This is a genomic window from Streptomyces sp. NPDC000345 (assembly GCF_042898825.1).
GTDB lineage: Bacteria > Actinomycetota > Actinomycetes > Streptomycetales > Streptomycetaceae > Streptomyces.
Window position 1 is genome coordinate 545388 of the sequence record NZ_JBIAZE010000001.1, and the last position, 16551, is coordinate 561938.

Annotated in this window: 18 protein-coding genes; 7 read left to right on the forward strand and 11 right to left on the reverse strand. The window is 72.7% G+C overall.

Annotated elements, in window-relative coordinates:
• Positions 1-95: 95 nt before the first annotated feature.
• On the forward strand, positions 96-956 hold the full coding sequence (locus ACFY30_RS02550) for a L,D-transpeptidase family protein (protein ID WP_390843339.1): 861 nt from the start codon (positions 96-98) through the stop codon (positions 954-956).
• A 233-nt stretch (positions 957-1189) separates the two neighbouring features.
• On the opposite strand, the gene ACFY30_RS02555 is transcribed toward ACFY30_RS02550, so the two are convergent.
• The 6 genes from ACFY30_RS02555 to ACFY30_RS02580 all read right to left on the reverse strand — a co-directional run bounded on the left by ACFY30_RS02555 (position 1190) and on the right by ACFY30_RS02580 (position 6088).
• On the reverse strand, positions 1190-2221 hold the full coding sequence (locus ACFY30_RS02555) for a hypothetical protein (protein ID WP_390843340.1): 1032 nt from the start codon (positions 2219-2221) through the stop codon (positions 1190-1192).
• Positions 2221-2880 (reverse strand): RNA polymerase sigma factor, encoded by a 660-nt coding sequence (locus ACFY30_RS02560; protein WP_390843341.1) that lies wholly within the window; start codon positions 2878-2880, stop codon positions 2221-2223. The genes ACFY30_RS02555 and ACFY30_RS02560 overlap by 1 nt, the downstream gene beginning before the upstream one ends.
• A 431-nt stretch (positions 2881-3311) precedes the next feature.
• Positions 3312-4118 carry a hypothetical protein gene (locus tag ACFY30_RS02565; RefSeq protein WP_390843342.1) on the reverse strand — a complete coding sequence of 269 codons (807 nt, stop codon included), beginning with the start codon at positions 4116-4118 and terminating at the stop codon, positions 3312-3314.
• A gap of 67 nt (positions 4119-4185) precedes the next feature.
• Positions 4186-4821: an RNA polymerase sigma factor gene (locus ACFY30_RS02570; RefSeq protein ID WP_390843343.1), complete on the reverse strand. Its 636-nt coding sequence runs from the start codon at positions 4819-4821 to the stop codon at positions 4186-4188.
• Positions 4822-4994: 173 nt separating this feature from the next.
• On the reverse strand, positions 4995-5444 hold the full coding sequence (locus ACFY30_RS02575) for a hypothetical protein (protein ID WP_390843344.1): 450 nt from the start codon (positions 5442-5444) through the stop codon (positions 4995-4997).
• A gap of 242 nt (positions 5445-5686) precedes the next feature.
• Entirely contained in the window at positions 5687-6088 is a 402-nt protein-coding gene (locus tag ACFY30_RS02580) for a hypothetical protein (protein WP_390843345.1), read from the reverse strand.
• Positions 6089-6204: 116 nt separating this feature from the next.
• On the opposite strand from ACFY30_RS02580, the gene ACFY30_RS02585 reads away from it, so the two are divergent.
• Entirely contained in the window at positions 6205-6675 is a 471-nt protein-coding gene (locus tag ACFY30_RS02585) for a DUF1877 family protein (RefSeq protein ID WP_390843346.1), read from the forward strand.
• Between the two features lie 24 nt (positions 6676-6699).
• On the opposite strand, the gene ACFY30_RS02590 is transcribed toward ACFY30_RS02585, so the two are convergent.
• The 3 genes from ACFY30_RS02590 to ACFY30_RS02600 all read right to left on the reverse strand — a co-directional run bounded on the left by ACFY30_RS02590 (position 6700) and on the right by ACFY30_RS02600 (position 9857).
• Complete coding sequence (locus ACFY30_RS02590; protein WP_390843347.1) at positions 6700-7242, reverse strand: hypothetical protein; 543 nt, start codon at positions 7240-7242, stop codon at positions 6700-6702.
• A 186-nt stretch (positions 7243-7428) separates the two neighbouring features.
• The gene (locus ACFY30_RS02595) at positions 7429-8163 is read right to left on the reverse strand and encodes a DUF4328 domain-containing protein (protein ID WP_390843348.1); all 735 of its coding nucleotides are present in this window, start codon (positions 8161-8163) and stop codon (positions 7429-7431) included.
• Positions 8164-8252: 89 nt separating this feature from the next.
• Positions 8253-9857, reverse strand: coding sequence for a glycoside hydrolase family 20 protein (locus tag ACFY30_RS02600; RefSeq protein WP_390843681.1), 1605 nt, complete (start codon positions 9855-9857; stop codon positions 8253-8255).
• Between the two features lie 250 nt (positions 9858-10107).
• On the opposite strand from ACFY30_RS02600, the gene ACFY30_RS02605 reads away from it, so the two are divergent.
• The 5 genes from ACFY30_RS02605 (at position 10108) to ACFY30_RS02625 (ending at position 14344) form a co-directional block, all read left to right on the forward strand.
• Positions 10108-10674 (forward strand): 2-oxo-4-hydroxy-4-carboxy-5-ureidoimidazoline decarboxylase, encoded by a 567-nt coding sequence (locus tag ACFY30_RS02605; RefSeq protein WP_390843349.1) that lies wholly within the window; start codon positions 10108-10110, stop codon positions 10672-10674.
• 248 nt (positions 10675-10922) lie between these two features.
• Positions 10923-11303: a succinate dehydrogenase, cytochrome b556 subunit gene (sdhC, locus tag ACFY30_RS02610; protein WP_310765524.1), complete on the forward strand. Its 381-nt coding sequence runs from the start codon at positions 10923-10925 to the stop codon at positions 11301-11303.
• A gap of 5 nt (positions 11304-11308) precedes the next feature.
• On the forward strand, positions 11309-11791 hold the full coding sequence (locus tag ACFY30_RS02615; RefSeq protein ID WP_390658292.1) for a succinate dehydrogenase hydrophobic membrane anchor subunit: 483 nt from the start codon (positions 11309-11311) through the stop codon (positions 11789-11791).
• 19 nt (positions 11792-11810) lie between these two features.
• A complete protein-coding gene (sdhA, locus tag ACFY30_RS02620; protein WP_390843350.1) occupies positions 11811-13565 on the forward strand; it encodes a succinate dehydrogenase flavoprotein subunit in 1755 nt (584 codons plus the stop codon).
• Positions 13565-14344: a succinate dehydrogenase iron-sulfur subunit gene (locus ACFY30_RS02625; RefSeq protein ID WP_390658290.1), complete on the forward strand. Its 780-nt coding sequence runs from the start codon at positions 13565-13567 to the stop codon at positions 14342-14344. The genes sdhA and ACFY30_RS02625 overlap by 1 nt, the downstream gene beginning before the upstream one ends.
• Positions 14345-14499: 155 nt before the next feature.
• Here the strand turns inward: ACFY30_RS02625 and ACFY30_RS02630 are convergent, their stop codons facing one another.
• Together ACFY30_RS02630 and ACFY30_RS02635 are read right to left on the reverse strand one after the other, a co-directional pair.
• Complete coding sequence (locus ACFY30_RS02630) at positions 14500-14943, reverse strand: SMI1/KNR4 family protein (protein ID WP_390843351.1); 444 nt, start codon at positions 14941-14943, stop codon at positions 14500-14502.
• A 106-nt stretch (positions 14944-15049) separates the two neighbouring features.
• On the reverse strand, positions 15050-16534 hold the full coding sequence (locus ACFY30_RS02635; protein ID WP_390843352.1) for an FAD-binding protein: 1485 nt from the start codon (positions 16532-16534) through the stop codon (positions 15050-15052).
• Positions 16535-16551 lie beyond the last annotated feature (17 nt).

Genomic DNA, 16551 nt, shown 5'->3' on the forward strand with positions numbered 1-16551 from the left:
GTCGCCGCCTTGGCTCCGAGTGTCACCGGTCACTCACCGGTCGGGCCACTCGCCGGGCCGTTCGCGCTCGGTCGTCGCGGGGGAACATCTCAGGCATGCGGATGCGAAGATCGATCATCGCCCTGGCCGGCACGGCGGCACTGGCGACGCTGTGCGGCTGTACCGTGCAGTCCCCGGACGCGCAGGACGGCAGGGCGCGCCCGCCGTTCCACGCCGACGGCACCGGTACGGCACCGGCGCCGTCCCCGAGCGGCACCACCCGCGGCACCACCCGCGACGACAAGCCGGGCGTGGCCCCCACACCGGCCCCGCCCTCCCCCGCCCCGGCCGTCCTGTGGCAGCGCGGCCACACCGGTCGGGACGTACGCGAGCTGCAGGCCCGGCTGCGGCAGCTCGCCTGGCTCTTCGAGGGGCCCACCGGGACCTATGGGCCGGCCACCGAGAAGGCCGTGCGGGGGTTCCAGGGCAAGCGCGGACTGCCGCAGACCGGGAAGACGGACACGGTCACCTGGCAGCGGCTGGTGCGGATGACGCACGAACCGGGTCAGTGGGAGCTGTATCCGATGGGCGGTCAGCCGGCCGCCGCACCCGACTCACGGTGTCTGACCGGGCGGGTGCTGTGCATCGACAAGACGAGCCGCACCCTGCGCTGGATGATCGACGGGCGGACCGTGTCGACGATGTCCGTACGGTTCGGCTCGCAGTACACGCCCACCCGGGAGGGTGTCTTCCGCGTCTACTGGAAGTCCCGCAACCATGTGTCCACGCTCTACCACACGCCGATGCCGTACGCGATGTTCTTCAGCGGCGGCCAGGCCGTGCACTTCTCGGCGGACTTCGCGGCCCGCGGGTACGCCGGTGCCTCGCACGGCTGTGTGAACGTCCGGGACGAGAGGGCGGTCGCGGCGCTCTTCGCGCAGGTGCGCAACGGCGACAAGGTGGTGGTGTCCTGGTGAGTTTGGGGCGCGGGCGGGACCGGGGGAACGTGTCCCGCCCGCGCCAGGTGCACGAGCCGTAGGTACGGGGGGAACCCCGGCTCAGTGCGAGGGCCGATGACCAGTCGGCTCACTACTTACTGCGCCGCGCCCCCGGAAAACGTCACACCCCACGCGAAAAAATTTCCCCGAATCATGAACCCGCAGGTCAGAGCGTCGCCCGCGCGCGGCGCACAAGGGAACGGGGGCAGCGGCTAGTGGTGGTGGTTCTTGCCGGTGGCGGAGTTGCCGTTGTTCCGGTCGTCGTCGCTGTTGCCCCTGGTGCCGCCGGTGTGGGACCTGCCGCCGGACCGGGTGTCGTCGTCCGAGCCGGTGCCGCCGGACGCGGCTTGGTGGCCGGTGCCGGCCGAGCCGCCGTTGCGGCCGGACGCGCCGCTGCCGTGACCGTCCTCGTGGGCGGGGCCGCCGGCGTCGTACCAGGAGTCCCGGTCGTCGTCCCCCTCGCCCGTGCGGGAGGTGCCGTCGAGGACGCCCGCGCAGTACCGCCACACGCGCGACGAGCCGCCGGCGAGGCCTTCCAGGGTCTGACGCCGGCGGGCGTCCAGCGTCCTGCCGTCCCGGACGTCACGGCAGGACGAGGTCACGCCCTTCGGCCAGGTGCCGGTGGCATCCGGCGCGGCGGTGGAGCCGTCGCCGCCCTTCGGGTCCCCGCCGCTGTCACGGCCGGTGGCACTGCTGCCGCCGTCGGGCGTCGCCGCGTCCGTACCGCCGGAGACGCCCGGCGAGGGCGGGGGCGGCAGGCGGTCGGGGCTGGCGGCGGCCGAGACGGAGGCCCCGGGCGCCGGTTCGGCCCCGTCGAACGGGCTCGGGAGCACTCCGGTGCCGGCCGCCATCGCGACCCCGCCGACCATGCCGGCGGCGAGCGCGGCGGCCAGTCCGAACCGGAGGGGCCGGCTCCAGCGGCCGGAGGGGTGTTCCCGGGTGCGGCCTCCGATGCGGACCAGTCCGGCGTCGGCGGTCATCCCGGCACGGGCGAGGGCGCCCCCGGCCTCCCGTGCCTCCCGCGCCGCGCGGGCCTCGCCGAAGGCCTTCAGGGCCGCGGCCTCGCCGGGGAGCTCCTCCGCCGCAAGCGGTCCGGCGACCGTCGCGGAGAGCGCAGAGAGCGTTCTGGCGAGGAGTTCGGCCTGGTCACGGGCCTCGGGGGCGACAGCGTCGTCGGGTGACTCACCGCGCAGCAGACGCTCCGCCGTCTCGCGGTCGAGCCACCTGTCCTGCTTGTCGGCCATCACATGTCCTTCTGCGTCCGCGCGCTCGCCGGCGTCACACTCACGGACGTCACCGCGCGCGAGCGCGGCCCTCGCTGGGGAGGCAGGGCGTCGAGGACACCGGCCGTCTCCGGGTCCCCGCCGAGCAGTTCGGCGAGCTTCTTCAGGCCCCGGTGCGCGGCCGTGCGGACGGCACCGGGCCGTTTGCCGAGGGTGTCGGCGGCGGTCTTGGCGTCCAGGCCCATCACGACCCGCAGCACGACGGCCTCCGCCTGGTCCTGCGGCAGCCGGGCGATGAGGTCGAGGGCACGGCCGGTGGCCAGCGCCTCGATGGCCTCGCCCGCGGTGTCGGACTCGGCGGGCCGGCCGGTCAGCTCCGTCTCGTCCCCGCCGATCGCGGGGCGGCGTCCGCGCATCCGTATGTGGTCGAGCGCGCGGTTGCGGGCGATCCGGGCGGCCCAGCCGCGGAAACGGTCCGCGTCGCCGCTGAACCGCTCCAGGTCCCGGGCGATCTGCAGCCAGGCCTCGGAGGCCACGTCCTCGGCGTCGAGATCGCCGACGAGCGTGCGCACGTACCCGAGGAGCCGCGGGTGCACCGTGCGGTACACAGCCCGGAAAGCGGTCTCGTCCCCGTTCTGTGCCGCAAGCACCGCGGCTGTCAGCTCCGCGTCGTCCCCCACGTCGTGGTTTCCTCGGTCGGTCGATGGTCGCGGTTTCGAGACCGCAGGTCGTTGCGGTGGTCTGCCGCTTGGCCGTCCGGCGCGAAAGGCACGTTACGACCTGAAAGCGTCGCCCGTCCATGTCCGTACAACATGCAACTAACTCGTGATGCCGCTCGGGACGCCCCCGGACGCGCCTCGGGGTGTGACAGAAAACGCACTCAGGGCGCTGTAGGAAGTACGGGCCGCCGCGCGGTCCGTGCCGCGCGACGGCCGGGGCCTCTCCTGTGGGGGGTGGCGGCCCCGGCCGTTGCCTCGGTGGCCGGCATCGGGCCCCGCACCCCACGACGCGGTCCTCGCGCAGCGGAACGCGCGGCCCCGCGCGCCGAACCGGACCAGGCTTCCGGGTTCTCGACCAGAACGGGCTTACGGGTTCTCCGGCTGGAACAGGCTTACGGGTTCTTCGCGTTGTCCTTGGCGGAGTTCTCGGGCGTCGCGGTCTTCCCGGCCTTCTCCTGACCACCACCGGTGCTCCCGGCGGCCCCCGCGCTCCCGGCGTTCTCCGTGGCGCCGGTGCCCCCGCTGCGGCCGCCGCTGTTCGCGTCGCCCTTGCCGCTGCCCGCGGCGGACGCCGACGCCGTCTGCGCCGCGCAGTACGCCTCGACCTGCTCCTCGCCGCCCGCCGCCGTCACCAGCCGCTGCCAGGCCGTGGAGTCCAGCGCCTTGCCCCGGCCGCTCACCTGGTCGTAGGCACGGCACTGGGCCTCGGTGTCCTGGGCGTTCACCGGGCGGTCCCGGTCCGCCGAGGCGCTCGGGGACGGGGTGAGCGAGGGTGCGGCGGAGCGGCCCTCGGACGCGCTCGCCGACTGCTTCGGGGGCCGGGCCCCGTCGGCGTCGCGCGTGGCGGACCCGATCGCGGCGAACGCGACCCCGCCCAGCGCGAGGCTCGCGACCGCGACGGAGAGCGTGGCCTTCAGCGAGCGCGACGTCCGGCGGCGCGTCCGGTGCCGCCAGTCGTCGCGGCGCCGGGTACGGGCGGCCCGGTGCTCACCCGCGTCGCGGGCGGCCCGGAAGGCGGCCAGGGCCCGGAGCTCGCCCTCGCTGCCCGCGGCCGCCGCGCCGGGGCCGCCGGCCGAGCGCAGGGCCTCGGCGAGCAGCGCCTCCAGCTCCACGTCGATCGCGTCCGCCGCCGGGGTCGTCTCGGCAGGGTGCGCACGCCGACGGACCGGCTCTCCGCCGTCGTTCAGCCGTTCACCCATGTCCGTATCCGCCTCTGTCCCGTCCGTTCGGCCGTCGCTGATCCATACGGTCCGCGGCCGTCGCCGTTCATGTCGACTCCCCCAGCGTGCGTGGTCCGCCATCCGTCACACCTGCGTCGTTCCCGTCCGCGACGCCGAGCTGGCGGGCCAGCCGTTTCAGGCCGCGGTGCGCGGCCGTGCGGACCGCCCCGGGGCGCTTGCCGAGCACGCGGGCCGCGGAGGGGCCGTCCAGCCCCACGACGACCCGCAGCAGCACGGCCTCCGCCTGGTCCTGCGGCAGGCCCCGGACCAGTTCCAGGGCCCGCTCGGTGGAGAGGGACTCCAGCGCCTGGTCGTGCGTGGTGTGCGGGCCGGGCAGGTCCATGACGACGTCCTGCTCCAGCACCGCCGAGCGGGGCCGTACCCGCAGCCTGCGCAGATGGTCCAGGGCGCGGTGCCGGGCGATGGTCGCGGTCCAGCCGCGGAAGCCGGCACCGTCGCCCTTGAACCGCCCCAGGTCCCGGGCGATCTCCAGCCAGGCGTCGGAGGCCACGTCCTCGGCGTCGTCGCCGACGATCCCGCGCAGGTAGCCGAGCAGCCCCGGCTGCACGATCCGGTACGCGACGGCGAACGCGGTCTCGTCACCGCCCTGGGCCCGTGCCACGGCCGCGCCCAGTTCCCCGTCGTACGCCTGTGCGCGCCGGGGTTCCCCTCCCTGGCCCAAGACTGTCCTCGTTCGTACGGAGTTCCTTGCGGGCGGGTCGCTGTCCGCCCGGACACCGGGTCCGGGCGGGACCACGCCCCCACGGTCATCAGCGCCGGGCCGCACAGAAGTGTCACAGCGCGGGCCCGCCACCAGGCCCGGGCCGGCGCGCGGACCGGCGGTCACGGGGGCGCTCACGCCGCCGCCCGGCGGGTGCGGCCGTGCAGGGTGAGGTAGAAGGTCTGCAGGGACTCCTCGGGGCCGCCCGTCCCGAAGCGGTTGACGACCTTGCCGAGGGGGTTCCAGACCCGGCCGTCCGGCATCCGCACCCCGACCGGCTGGCCGAACCAGCCGCGCTGCCGCTCGTCGAGGTCCACCCAGACCGCGCCCGCGCGGCGGACCAGCACCTCACCGACGTACGCGCCGAGGTCCACCAGGGTGTCGTGGGCGCCCTCCCGGTCGGCGCCGCCCTTGCGCAGCCCGTCGACCAGGAAGTCGACGACGCGCAGGCTGGCCACCGAGTAGTCGAGGGGCAGGCGGTGGCGGGCGGTGACGCGGGTGACGAACGCCGTGGCGCACGCCCGCATCCCCGCCGCGCGTATCGCCCCCGCGTCCGGCGTGTGCTCGTCCGCCCTGGTGCTCATGGGTCCCCACCCCTTCGCTCGACCCGCTGGATCCGGGGGAACCCCATTGGCTCCCCGCTGTCCCAGCGGACGGCGACGCCCGAACATCACAGGCCACAAACGTGTCGTCCGTCACAGAAGCACCCGCGCGTCCCGGACGGATTCCCCCGGCCACGGCCGCGAAGGCCCGTTCGCGGCGTCGCGGGCGCCGCGGCCCCGAGACGACACCGCCGTCGCCGGCGGGGACACCGCGGACGGCCCGCTCACCCCCGTCCGCCCCGCATCGCGTCCCGGCACAGCAACCGCAGCGACCCGTGCCCGCCGAAGCAGCGGCGGGCCTCGTCGAGGGGGTCCCAGAGGCGGCCGTCGGGGGTGCGGACCCAGTGGTCGCCGCCGGTGGCCCACCACTCGGCGCCGGTCTGGCGGACGATCACCTCACCGGCGTACGCCCCGAGCCCGCGCAGCACGCTCTCCACGGCCGGATACGGGGTGTCCTCTCCGCGCAGGTCCTCGATCAGCCGGTCGACGCGCCACAGGCTCTGTGCCGAGTGGTCGAGATACAGCCGGGCGCCCTCACGCAGGGCGGACACCGCGTCCGCCGCCCAGCGCGCGGGCTTCAGGGCGGCCTGGGGCCGGGCGGAAGTCTGGCGAGACGTACTGGTCATACAAGGGAGAGCGTGGGGCGACCATGATCCGTCACGCGGATCCGGGGCCCTTCCCGGAACCGGCGCCGAACCGCCACAGGAGTGATGGTTCCGCGCCCTGCTGCGCTCCTTGAGTGATGAGCGCGTACCTCGACCTCCGTGCCGTACGCCCCTCGGCGCTGCGCAACAGCGCCGTCTGGCTGCGAAGGCTGTTCGACGACCACCGCGACACCGCCCGCGACGGCGGGAACCGGGTGGACCGCGACCAGCAGTTCCTCTACAGCGACACCCCACCGGAGCACGCGGACGCCGGCCCCGGGGCCTACGCGGTCCTCGGCGGCGGACGGGTGTACACGGCCGACGCGCAGGAACCGCCGTTCCTGCTGCTCACCGCGGCCCAGACGGCGCGGGTCGCGGCCTTCCTGGAGGCCGCCGACTTCGACCAGCTGTGGCGTCCGGCCCGGTCGGAGCTGCTGTCCCGCCACGGCGGACCCGCCGAGGAGCCCCGCACCAGGGCCGCCTTCGCCGCGGCGCACCGCGAGCTGACGGCGTTCTACACCGCGACCGCTCTCCACCAGGACGCGGTGGTGAAGTGGCTCGCGCCCTGAGCCGGCGGCTCGGGGCACCGGGTCTCAGGAGCGTCCGCGGGCCCGGCGCGACACCACGGCCCGCAGCACCCGCCGCCCCTCCGTGGACACGTCCAGCGCGGGCCGCAGTCCGGCCACGCCGTGGCTCGCGAGGAGTTCCAGGACGCTGATCTGACGGCGCAGCTCGGCGGCGACGAGCGGCGGCATGCCCTCCGTACGGCCCTCGCGGCGGGAGTCGACCGAGTCGGCGTCCTCGGCCGGGTCGAGCAGCCGGTGGATCTGGAGCGAGGCGACGGAGCAGGCGTCGGCCCACACCCGCACCTCGGCGGCGGACCGGTCGGCCGGGGCCGCGTCGAGCATCCGGCGGGCGAGCAGCGCGGCCTCGCCGCCGTCCTCGCCCGAAGCCAGCTTGGCGCGGGCCAGTTCCAGTCCCTCGCCCCAGTCGGCCGTGCCCGCGAGGCCGGCCCACAGCGGCCGCAGGATGTCGTCGTCACCGCCGAGCAGGGGCACACACCGATCCAAACAAGCCAGCCCACTGGCGGCCAGTCCGCGTTCGTCGGCCTGAGCGATCAGTTCCACCAGGCTCATCCACGCCTCCCTCGCCAGGGCGCCTACCTTACGGAGCCCACACTTTCCCTTACTGCGTGCAACGGGCCAGGAGTGTCACAGGGAGAGGTTTTCAGCCAACGGGACGGACGCGTCCGGTGGGGCCGACGGGGCGAGTGGGAACCGGTTGGGGCCGACGGGGCTACTGGTTCCGGTGGGGCTGTGGAATCAGTGAGTGCCCACCGGGTCGATGGGGCCGGCGGGACCCGCGGGTGCGGCACCCGCAGGGCCCGCGGGACCGGTGAGGGCGGCGGGGAAGGCGGGGTCGCCGGGCGGGCCCTGGAGGGCCTTCGTGTTCTGCATCGCCGTCAGCCGCAGCACGACGAGGATCGCGAGCACGGCGGCCGCGAGGTCCAGCCCGTCGGCGCACATCACCTGGAACAGCGCGTCGTGCAGCTCCGAGGGCGTCTCCGCCCGGGCGTACATCCGGGACCCGGCCCGGTCGGCGAGCAGCGACAGCACCCAGAGCGTCCACCAGGCGTTGACCAGCGCGTGCGAGCGCGGCCGCTCCCAGGGGGCGCCGGGGCTGCTGGCGTCCCAGATGTCCACGGTGATCCGGCGCGGGTACCAGAGGTTCACGATCGGGGTGAACCAGCCGCCGATCGCCCAGCCACGCGACATGCGGTGCCCGTCGGGCCGGAACCACTCGGCGTTGACCCGCACCCGGTGGAACCAGCACAGGTACACCACGACGGTGGCGAGCAGGGCCACGGTCTGGGCGAGGCCGGCCGCGCGGTACACACGGTCCGCGGTGTGGAACCGGTCCGCCCCGTTCCCGAAGGAGACCGCGTCGTTGGCGTCGAGCAGGAAGGAGCCCGCCCAGAGGGCGAACAGGTCGGTGGCGGCGACCAGCCCGAGCAGAACGGCGGTGGCCCGCCCGAGCAGGACAGGTGAGCGCAGCATGAGGGTCCCCCGGAATGATCAGCAGCGACGCGCGGCCTGCGGACCATACGGTTCACCGGCCCGGTGCGTCCACCTCATTCGGCGCGGGCTCAGCCCAGACGCCCCGCGAGCGAGGTGAACCGCGCCCACGACAGCGACGGGGTCCGCGCGTCCCACAGTTTCTGTGCCGTGGCCCGCAACGGCATCCGGATCCCGGCGGCGACCTGGTCCTGGGTCTGGGAGTTCGCGAGGTCGCACCAGACGGAGAAGGATCCGCCGAGGATCTGGGCGTCGTACTTCGCGGGGACGGCGGTCGTGCCGCGCAGCACGCGCGGGGTCCACTGCTCGTAGATCCGCTGACCGGTCGGGTACACGAAGGTCTGCGGCTCGCCGAGGACGTAGTAGAGGTACTCGTCGTTGTAGTTGAGCACCTTCCGCCCGGCGTCCAGGTACTCCGTCGGCACCCGCGCCCCGATCTCCTTGCCGGTCCAGTACGCGACCACCAGGTCGGAGGCGGGCTTCACGGTCGTACCGCGGAAGAAGCCGTCGTTCCACACCCGCATGGTCCGGTCGTGGGCGCGGACGGTGTCGGCGCGGTCGTTGAGCCAGCCGGTCGCGAGGTCGGCGACGCCCGCGCCGGAGCCGTAGCGCTGCCGGGCGGCGGTGGCGAGCTGCGGGTAGGAGGCGGCCGGGCTGGACACGGTCAGTGCCTGGTACTCGTCGCCGCCGAGGTGCCACTGAGCGCCGGGGAAGAGGCCCGCGTACTCGCCCAGCAGGTCGTCGAGCAGCTTCCCGGAGGCGTCCTTGGAGATGTCGATCGCGCCGCGGGTGGCGACCCCGTTGACGTTGCGCAGCTGCAGCTCGGGGTGGGCGGCGAGGACGGCACCCAGATGGCCGGGCGAGTCGATCTCGGGTACGACGGTGATGTGGCGCTCGGCCGCGAGATCGACGATCTCCTTCACCTGCGCCTTGGTGAGGTGCTGCCCGGCGACGATCTCGGGATGGGTGTCGGACTCGATCCGGAACGCCTGGTCGTCGGAGAAGTGCAGCCCGAGCTGGTTGAACTTCAGGTCCCCCAGCTCACGGATCCGGTCCTCGATCCAGCCCGGCGAGAAGTACTTGCGGGCGATGTCGAGCGAGAAGGCCCGCTGCGGCTTGGCGGGCGCGTCCCGTACGACGCCTTCCGGTGCCGTGGTCCCCTTGGCCACCTCCTGCTTGAGGGTGCGGGTGCCGTAGAAGACGCCGGCGTCGGAGGGCCCGCTGACGGTGACCTTCCCCTGCCGCACGGTCAGGGTGTACGACTCCGGATCGCCGCCCCCGTCGGTGTTGAGCGCGAGCCGCAGGTCCCCGGCCCGGGAGTCGCCCTTCTCCCCCGCGTACGTCATCCCCAGCTCACCGGCGATCAGCCGCCCCTCGTCGGCGAGGCGCGGGTCGCTCACGACCACCCGGTGCGCGGCGGCGGGCCGCCAGCCGGGGCCGCGGGCCGGGGCGTGGGTGCGCACGGCGGGGATGGTGCGCGGGGTGGTGGACAGGGGGTAGCTGCGGGTGGGGCTGGGGCTGGCGGACGGCGTGGCGGCGGCGATCCCCGGCTCGCCCGCGGAGGCGCCCCGGGCGGTCTGCCGGCCCGACGCGGATCCGGTGGGAGCGCTGTCGTCGCCGTCGGAGGCCCACAGCCCCATGCCTATCCCGAGGGCGGCCACCAGCCCGCCTGCCATCAGGGCCCGCGGCACGACCCGCTGCCGCGGGCTCCGCTCCTGCTTCCTCCGTGGCGCCGGGCGCCGATGCCTGTGCCTGCTCACCCCGCCAACCGTACGACGCCCGGGTGACCGAAGCGCGCCGAAGGAGTCCACCACCCGTTCCGAAACTCTCCCGTTCGAGTGAAATTCGGGCAACCGTCGGACACGTGATGACCACTCCCGATAACGTTGCGCCACACCTTTCACCACATCCCCTGCCACACCACTCGTGACGCGAGGATCCACGCTGCCTGCGCACCGTCTTCCCCACCTCACCGGCCGCCTTCCCATACCGGCGCAGGCCCGGACCTCCCAGGCACCTCTGCCGAGCCCGTCCCTGGAGGCCTTCAACACCGCCGGCGCCGAGGAGACCCTCAGCGCCCTCCTCGGCTGCCTCCACAGCCTCTGCTGGGCCCGCAGGGTCGCGGACCACCGCCCGTACCCCACCCTGGACGCCCTGCTGGCGGCGTCGGACGAGGCGGCGTACGACCTGATGCCGGAGGATCTGACGGAGGCCCTGGCCGGCGAGCCCCTCCCCGCCCTGCCGAAGGACGCGTACGAAGCGGCGCACATGGCCCTGGGGGCGGCTCACGCGGCCTACACGGCCCGCTTCGGATACACGTTCGTCATCTGCCTGGACGGCGTCCCCCCGGCCGAGACCCTGGACCACGTGCTCGAAGGAATCCGGTCACGATTGACAAACGATCCGGAGGACGAACGGGTGGTGGCGGCGGAAGAACTCCGTCGCCTCGCGAGGCAGCGGCTGGCCGGTTTCCTCAGGGGCACGGCTCCGTAGTCGTGGCGCGACTCCGCCGCGTGGGCCTGACCAGCCCCGACGCCGCACGGGGCGCATAACGGCACCAACCGCCCCAGATGCCGCGCGGCTCACCCATACGCGTGCCAGTTTGATCACACCGGTAGGCCCGGCGTAAGCCCAGCGCCAGCGCGTCGCTACGATGCTGGGGGCCGGTGGACCGTACCCGGCCGGGCCCGTCCGACACCGAAGCCGGCAGGCCCCAATCCCCGCTCCCGGAGGGTTCTTCCGTGCCGGCTGGAACGCTGTACCGCGGCCGGGAAGGAATGTGGTCCTGGGTGGCTCACCGAGTCACCGGCGTCCTCATCTTCTTCTTCCTGTTCGTCCATGTCCTGGACACCGCTCTCGTGCGTGTCTCCCCCGAGGACTACGACAAGGTCGTAGCCACGTACAAGACCCCGATCGTCGCCGTGCTGGAGTACGGCCTCGTCGCCGCCATCCTCTTCCACGCGCTCAACGGCCTGCGCGTCATCGCCGTCGACTTCTGGTCGAAGGGTCCGCGCTACCAGAAGCAGATGCTGTGGACCGTCGTAGGCGTCTGGGTCGTGCTGATGCTCGGGGCGATCTACCCCGTCCTCGGCCACGCCGCTCGTGAACTGTTCGGGAGCTGACACCGATGGCCACCACTGAAACCACCGCGTCCGGGATCGGCCCCGTCGAGGGCGGCCCGGTGTACAACGTCGACAACCCGGCGCCCCTGATCGAGGCCCCGCGCAAGCGCACCAAGAAGTCCCCGAAGTCCACCCGGGGCAACTTCGAGATGGCCGCGTGGCTCTTCATGCGCCTGTCCGGCGTCGTGCTGGTCGTCCTCGTCATCGGCCACCTGCTGATCCAGCTGGTGCTGGACGGCGGCGTGTCGAAGATCGGCTTCGCGTTCGTGGCCGGCCGCTGGGCCTCCCCCTTCTGGCAGGTCTGGGACCTCCTGATGCTCTGGCTCGCGATGCTGCACGGAGCCAACGGCCTGCGCACGGTCATCAACGACTACGCGGAGCGCGCGAACACCCGGCTGTGGCTCAAGGGCCTGCTCTACACCGCCACGGTGTTCACCATCCTGCTGGGCACGCTGGTGATCTTCACCTTCGACCCGAACATCCGCTAGGCACGGGGCTGCGAGAATCATGAAGATCCACAAGTACGACACCGTCATCGTCGGCGCCGGTGGCGCGGGCATGCGCGCGGCCATCGAGTCGACGAAGCGCAGCCGCACCGCGGTCCTGACCAAGCTCTACCCCACCCGCTCCCACACGGGCGCCGCGCAGGGCGGCATGGCCGCCGCGCTGGCCAACGTGGAGGAGGACAACTGGGAGTGGCACACCTTCGACACGGTCAAGGGCGGTGACTACCTGGTCGACCAGGACGCCGCCGAGATCCTGGCGAAGGAGGCCATCGACTCCGTCCTCGACCTGGAGAAGATGGGCCTGCCGTTCAACCGCACCCCGGACGGCACGATCGACCAGCGCCGCTTCGGCGGTCACAGCCGCAACCACGGCGAGGCTCCCGTCCGCCGGTCCTGCTACGCCGCGGACCGCACGGGCCACATGATCCTCCAGACGCTGTACCAGAACTGCGTGAAGGAGGGCGTGGAGTTCTTCAACGAGTTCTACGTCCTCGACCAGCTGATCACCGAGGAGGACGGCGTCCGCAAGTCGGCCGGCGTCGTCGCCTACGAACTGGCGACCGGTGAGATCCACGTCTTCCAGGCGAAGGCCGTGATCTACGCGTCCGGCGGCTGCGGCAAGTTCTTCAAGGTGACGTCGAACGCGCACACGCTGACCGGTGACGGCCAGGCGGCGGTCTACCGCCGGGGTCTGCCGCTGGAGGACATGGAGTTCTTCCAGTTCCACCCGACCGGCATCTGGCGCATGGGCATCCTGCTGACGGAGGGCGCCCGCGGTGAGGGCGGCATCCTGCGCAACAAGGACGGCGAGCGCTTCATGGAGAAGTACGCGCCGGTGATGAAGGACCTGGCGTCGCGTGACGTCGTGTCCCGCTCCATCTACACGGAGATCCGTGAGGGCCGCGGCTGCGGTCCCGAGGGCGACCACGTCTACCTCGACCTCACCCACCTCCCGCCGGAGCAGCTGGACGCCAAGCTCCCGGACATCACCGAGTTCGCGCGCACCTACCTGGGCATCGAGCCGTACACGGACCCGATCCCGATCCAGCCCACCGCGCACTACGCCATGGGCGGCATCCCGACGAACGTCGAGGGTGAGGTCCTGGCGGACAACACCACCGTCGTCCCGGGCCTGTACGCGGCCGGCGAGGTCGCGTGCGTGTCGGTGCACGGCGCGAACCGTCTGGGCACCAACAGCCTCCTGGACATCAACGTGTTCGGCCGCCGTGCGGGCATCGCCGCCGCCGAGTACTCCCAGAAGGCGGCCTTCGTCGAACTCCCGGAGAACCCGGCGCAGTTCGTGATCGACCAGGTGGAGAAGCTCCGCACGTCGACGGGCACGGAGCGGGTGTCGGTGCTCCGCCGCGAGCTGCAGGAGACCATGGACGCGAACGTCATGGTGTTCCGCACCGAGCAGACGATCAAGACGGCGGTCGAGAAGATCGCGGAGCTGCGCGAGCGCTACCGGAACGTCTCGATCCAGGACAAGGGCAAGCGGTTCAACACGGACCTCCTCGAGGCGATCGAGCTGGGCAACCTGCTCGACCTGGCCGAGGTCATGGCGGTCTCCGCGCTCGCCCGCAAGGAGTCCCGCGGCGGTCACTACCGCGAGGACTACCCCAACCGCGACGACGTCAACTTCATGCGCCACACCATGGCGTACCGCGAGGTGGGCGACGACGGCACCGAGACCGTCCGTCTCGACTACAAGCCGGTCGTCCAGACCCGCTACCAGCCGATGGAGCGTAAGTACTGATGGCAACCCCGACCCTCGACAAGGCGGACGCGGCCGGCGCCCCCGAGCCCGGCTTCGCCGACTCCCCGTACATCACGGTCACCTTCCGCATCCGCCGCTTCAACTCCGAGGTCTCGGCGGAGGCGACCTGGGAAGACTTCCAGCTGGAGATCGACCCGAAGGAGCGCGTCCTCGACGGCCTCCACAAGATCAAGTGGGACCTCGACGGCACCCTGACCTTCCGCCGCTCCTGTGCCCACGGCATCTGCGGCTCCGACGCGATGCGGATCAACGGCAAGAACCGCCTCGCGTGCAAGACGCTGATCAAGGACATCAACCCCGAGAAGCCGATCACGGTCGAGCCCATCAAGGGCCTGACGGTCCTGAAGGACCTGGTCGTCGACATGGAGCCGTTCTTCCAGGCGTACCGGGACGTGATGCCCTTCCTGATCACGAAGGACACGAACGAGCCCACGCGCGAGCGTCTGCAGTCCTCCGAGGACCGCGAGCGCTTCGACGACACGACGAAGTGCATCCTCTGCGCGGCCTGCACCTCCTCCTGCCCGGTGTTCTGGAACGACGGCCAGTACTTCGGCCCGGCCGCGATCGTGAACGCCCACCGCTTCATCTTCGACAGCCGTGACGAGGCGGGCGAGCAGCGCCTGGAGATCCTGAACGACCGCGACGGCGTCTGGCGCTGCCGCACCACGTTCAACTGCACCGACGCCTGCCCGCGCGGCATCGAGGTCACGAAGGCGATCGCCGAGGTCAAGAAGGCCCTGATCACCCGCCGCTTCTGACCCTGCCTTCCGCGGTACGTCCACGAGGGCCCCGTCTCCCGGTTTCGCCACCGGGGGCGGGGCCCTCGGGCGTCACGCCACGATCGGGTGAACGTGAGCCGGCGCGTCCGAGATCATCGCGGCGGGCCGGCGGAAGACGTGCGACTGAGCCGCTCTCACCAGGAGGCGTACCACTGCGGGTCTCCGCCGGCGAGGCGGCGGCGGAGGTAGTCCTCCAGTCCGTTCGCCACCCGGCGGCGGCTGTCGCTCTCGTGCTCCCAGACGAAGACGTCGGGCCGCTCGGGCCTGACGACGAAGGCGAACAGGTCGCCGCCCCCGCTCTCCCCGAAGAGCAGCAGCGGGTCGAACGGCATGTAGCGCCCCCGGAAGCCGGCCGAACTCCTGAACTCCAGATTCCGGTCGACGACTTCACCGACCGAGCACACGACCCCGGCCCCGTGCTTGTCCCGGGCGCCGTCCGCCGCCCGCCAGAAGTCCTTGAGCACGGCGGGCAGAGGATGCCCCAACACCACTTCCGCCACCCGCATTTCCTCCTCGCAGCCCGGTCCGCCCGCGAGTTCCACGTCGGCCGACAGCGAGGAGATGAGCTCGATCCACATACGGTCATCCTTCATGGATCCGCCCGATGCACAACCCTCCCGCCGCCTCCGGTGGCCGGCGACGGGTGCGGAGCCGGAGAGGGGATCCGGCTCCGGGGCGGCGGCGTCAGAAGATGCCCTGGCCGGGGACCAGGATGCCGGCCGGGTCGTAGGTGCGTTTGGCCGCTGCGAAGGCCGGCCAGGCGGGGCCGAAGTGGGTGTGCCAGTCGTCGGGGGTGAAGGGGATGCTGCCGACGGGGTAGTGGGTGCCGCCGGCCGCGGCGACGGTGTCGTAGGCGGCGCGGTTGGCCGACAGGATGCGGTCGATGCCCGCGGTGTCGCCCGGTGCGGCCGCGCTGAGGATGTCGAAGAGGTAGGAGACGTCCTCGTCGGAGGTGCGCAGCAGGGGCGTGGTGAGGTGTTCGCGGAGGAGGGGATAGAAGAGGATCACGCCTCCGGCGCCCAGGTCGGCGGGGGTGAGGGCGTCCAGGAGGGGGGCCGCGAGGGACGCGGCGGAGGGGCCGGGGAGCATGAGGTTGAGCCAGGGGTGGGCGTACGTCCAGATGCCCGCGTCCTTCATGGCCGCGATGACGGGGGCCAGCCGGTCGAGGAAGTCGAAGTACGGCAGGTCGGTGTACTGGACCGTCGACGGGTCGTGGCGCAGGCCGCGCAGGAGCGCGGTGTCGTCCGGGGCGGGGCCGGCCGGCGGGCCGTAGGCGACGGCCTCCAGGCTGTAGACGCGGAAGGCTCCCGCGGCGTCCGTGTGGACCTGGCCCTCCACGTAGTCGAAGCGGCCCTCCAGGACGAGGGTGCGCTGGTCGTCGAGGAAGGTGGCGAGGTCGCCGTAGGTCAGCTGGTAGTGGCGTACGGTCTCGGGGGCCGGCACCAGGCGCAGGGTGGCCTCGACGATGACGGCGCACTGGCCGAGGCCCGCCAGGACGGCGTGGAAGAGGTCGGGTCGGCGGGACGGGGAGCAGCGGACCGGTTCGCCCGCTCCGGTGACGACCCGCAGCTCGGTGACGTTGTCGACCTGGGCGCCGTGCCGCTGGGCCTGGCCGCCCAGGCCGCCCACGGACAGGGTGCCGCCGACGGAGAGTTCGAGGTAGTCGGTGAAGACCGGCGGGGTGAGGCCGTGGGCGAGCGTCGCCTTGGCCACCTCGCTCCAGCGGGCGCCGGCGCCGACGGTGACGGTGGTGCTGTCCGGGTCCACGGGGCCGATGTCCGCGAGGGTCGCGGTCTCGATGACCAGACCGCCCTCCACCTGCGCCTGACCGTACGGCGCGTGTCCCTGGCCGCGCGGTGCGACCGGCAGGCAGTGGTCGTTGCAGAACCGGACCATGGTGACGACGTCACGGACCGAGCCGGGGCGCAGGACGGCCGAGGGGCGGCGGTGCACGATGTGCCCGTAGTCCTCGGCCGCGGCGGTGAGTGAGGACTCGTCCGTGACGAGCGTTCCGTCCAGGCGGGGGATCCTGGTGAGTGCCGCCGTCTCCGTGCCGGACTCCGGCGTGGTCGCGGCCCAGCTCCGGGCGGCCGGGTCGAAGCCGGTGACCGCGGCGCCGGTGACCGTGAGCCCGCGGAGAACGGTACGTCTTGACGGTGTGCGGGACATGCGCACTTCCACCTCTC

Coding starts and splice junctions, on each gene's coding strand:
- ACFY30_RS02575 (WP_390843344.1), bottom strand. CDS start 5,444: ATGAGCACCAGGGCGGACGAGCACACGCCGGACGCGGGGGCGATACGC.
- ACFY30_RS02585 (WP_390843346.1), top strand. CDS start 6,205: ATGAGCGCGTACCTCGACCTCCGTGCCGTACGCCCCTCGGCGCTGCGC.
- ACFY30_RS02595 (WP_390843348.1), bottom strand. CDS start 8,163: ATGCTGCGCTCACCTGTCCTGCTCGGGCGGGCCACCGCCGTTCTGCTC.
- ACFY30_RS02565 (WP_390843342.1), bottom strand. CDS start 4,118: ATGGGTGAACGGCTGAACGACGGCGGAGAGCCGGTCCGTCGGCGTGCG.
- ACFY30_RS02615 (WP_390658292.1), top strand. CDS start 11,309: ATGGCCACCACTGAAACCACCGCGTCCGGGATCGGCCCCGTCGAGGGC.
- ACFY30_RS02600 (WP_390843681.1), bottom strand. CDS start 9,857: ATGGCAGGCGGGCTGGTGGCCGCCCTCGGGATAGGCATGGGGCTGTGG.
- ACFY30_RS02550 (WP_390843339.1), top strand. CDS start 96: ATGCGGATGCGAAGATCGATCATCGCCCTGGCCGGCACGGCGGCACTG.
- ACFY30_RS02555 (WP_390843340.1), bottom strand. CDS start 2,221: ATGGCCGACAAGCAGGACAGGTGGCTCGACCGCGAGACGGCGGAGCGT.
- ACFY30_RS02635 (WP_390843352.1), bottom strand. CDS start 16,534: ATGTCCCGCACACCGTCAAGACGTACCGTTCTCCGCGGGCTCACGGTC.
- ACFY30_RS02580 (WP_390843345.1), bottom strand. CDS start 6,088: ATGACCAGTACGTCTCGCCAGACTTCCGCCCGGCCCCAGGCCGCCCTG.
- ACFY30_RS02625 (WP_390658290.1), top strand. CDS start 13,565: ATGGCAACCCCGACCCTCGACAAGGCGGACGCGGCCGGCGCCCCCGAG.
- ACFY30_RS02630 (WP_390843351.1), bottom strand. CDS start 14,943: ATGTGGATCGAGCTCATCTCCTCGCTGTCGGCCGACGTGGAACTCGCG.
- sdhA (WP_390843350.1), top strand. CDS start 11,811: ATGAAGATCCACAAGTACGACACCGTCATCGTCGGCGCCGGTGGCGCG.
- ACFY30_RS02590 (WP_390843347.1), bottom strand. CDS start 7,242: ATGAGCCTGGTGGAACTGATCGCTCAGGCCGACGAACGCGGACTGGCC.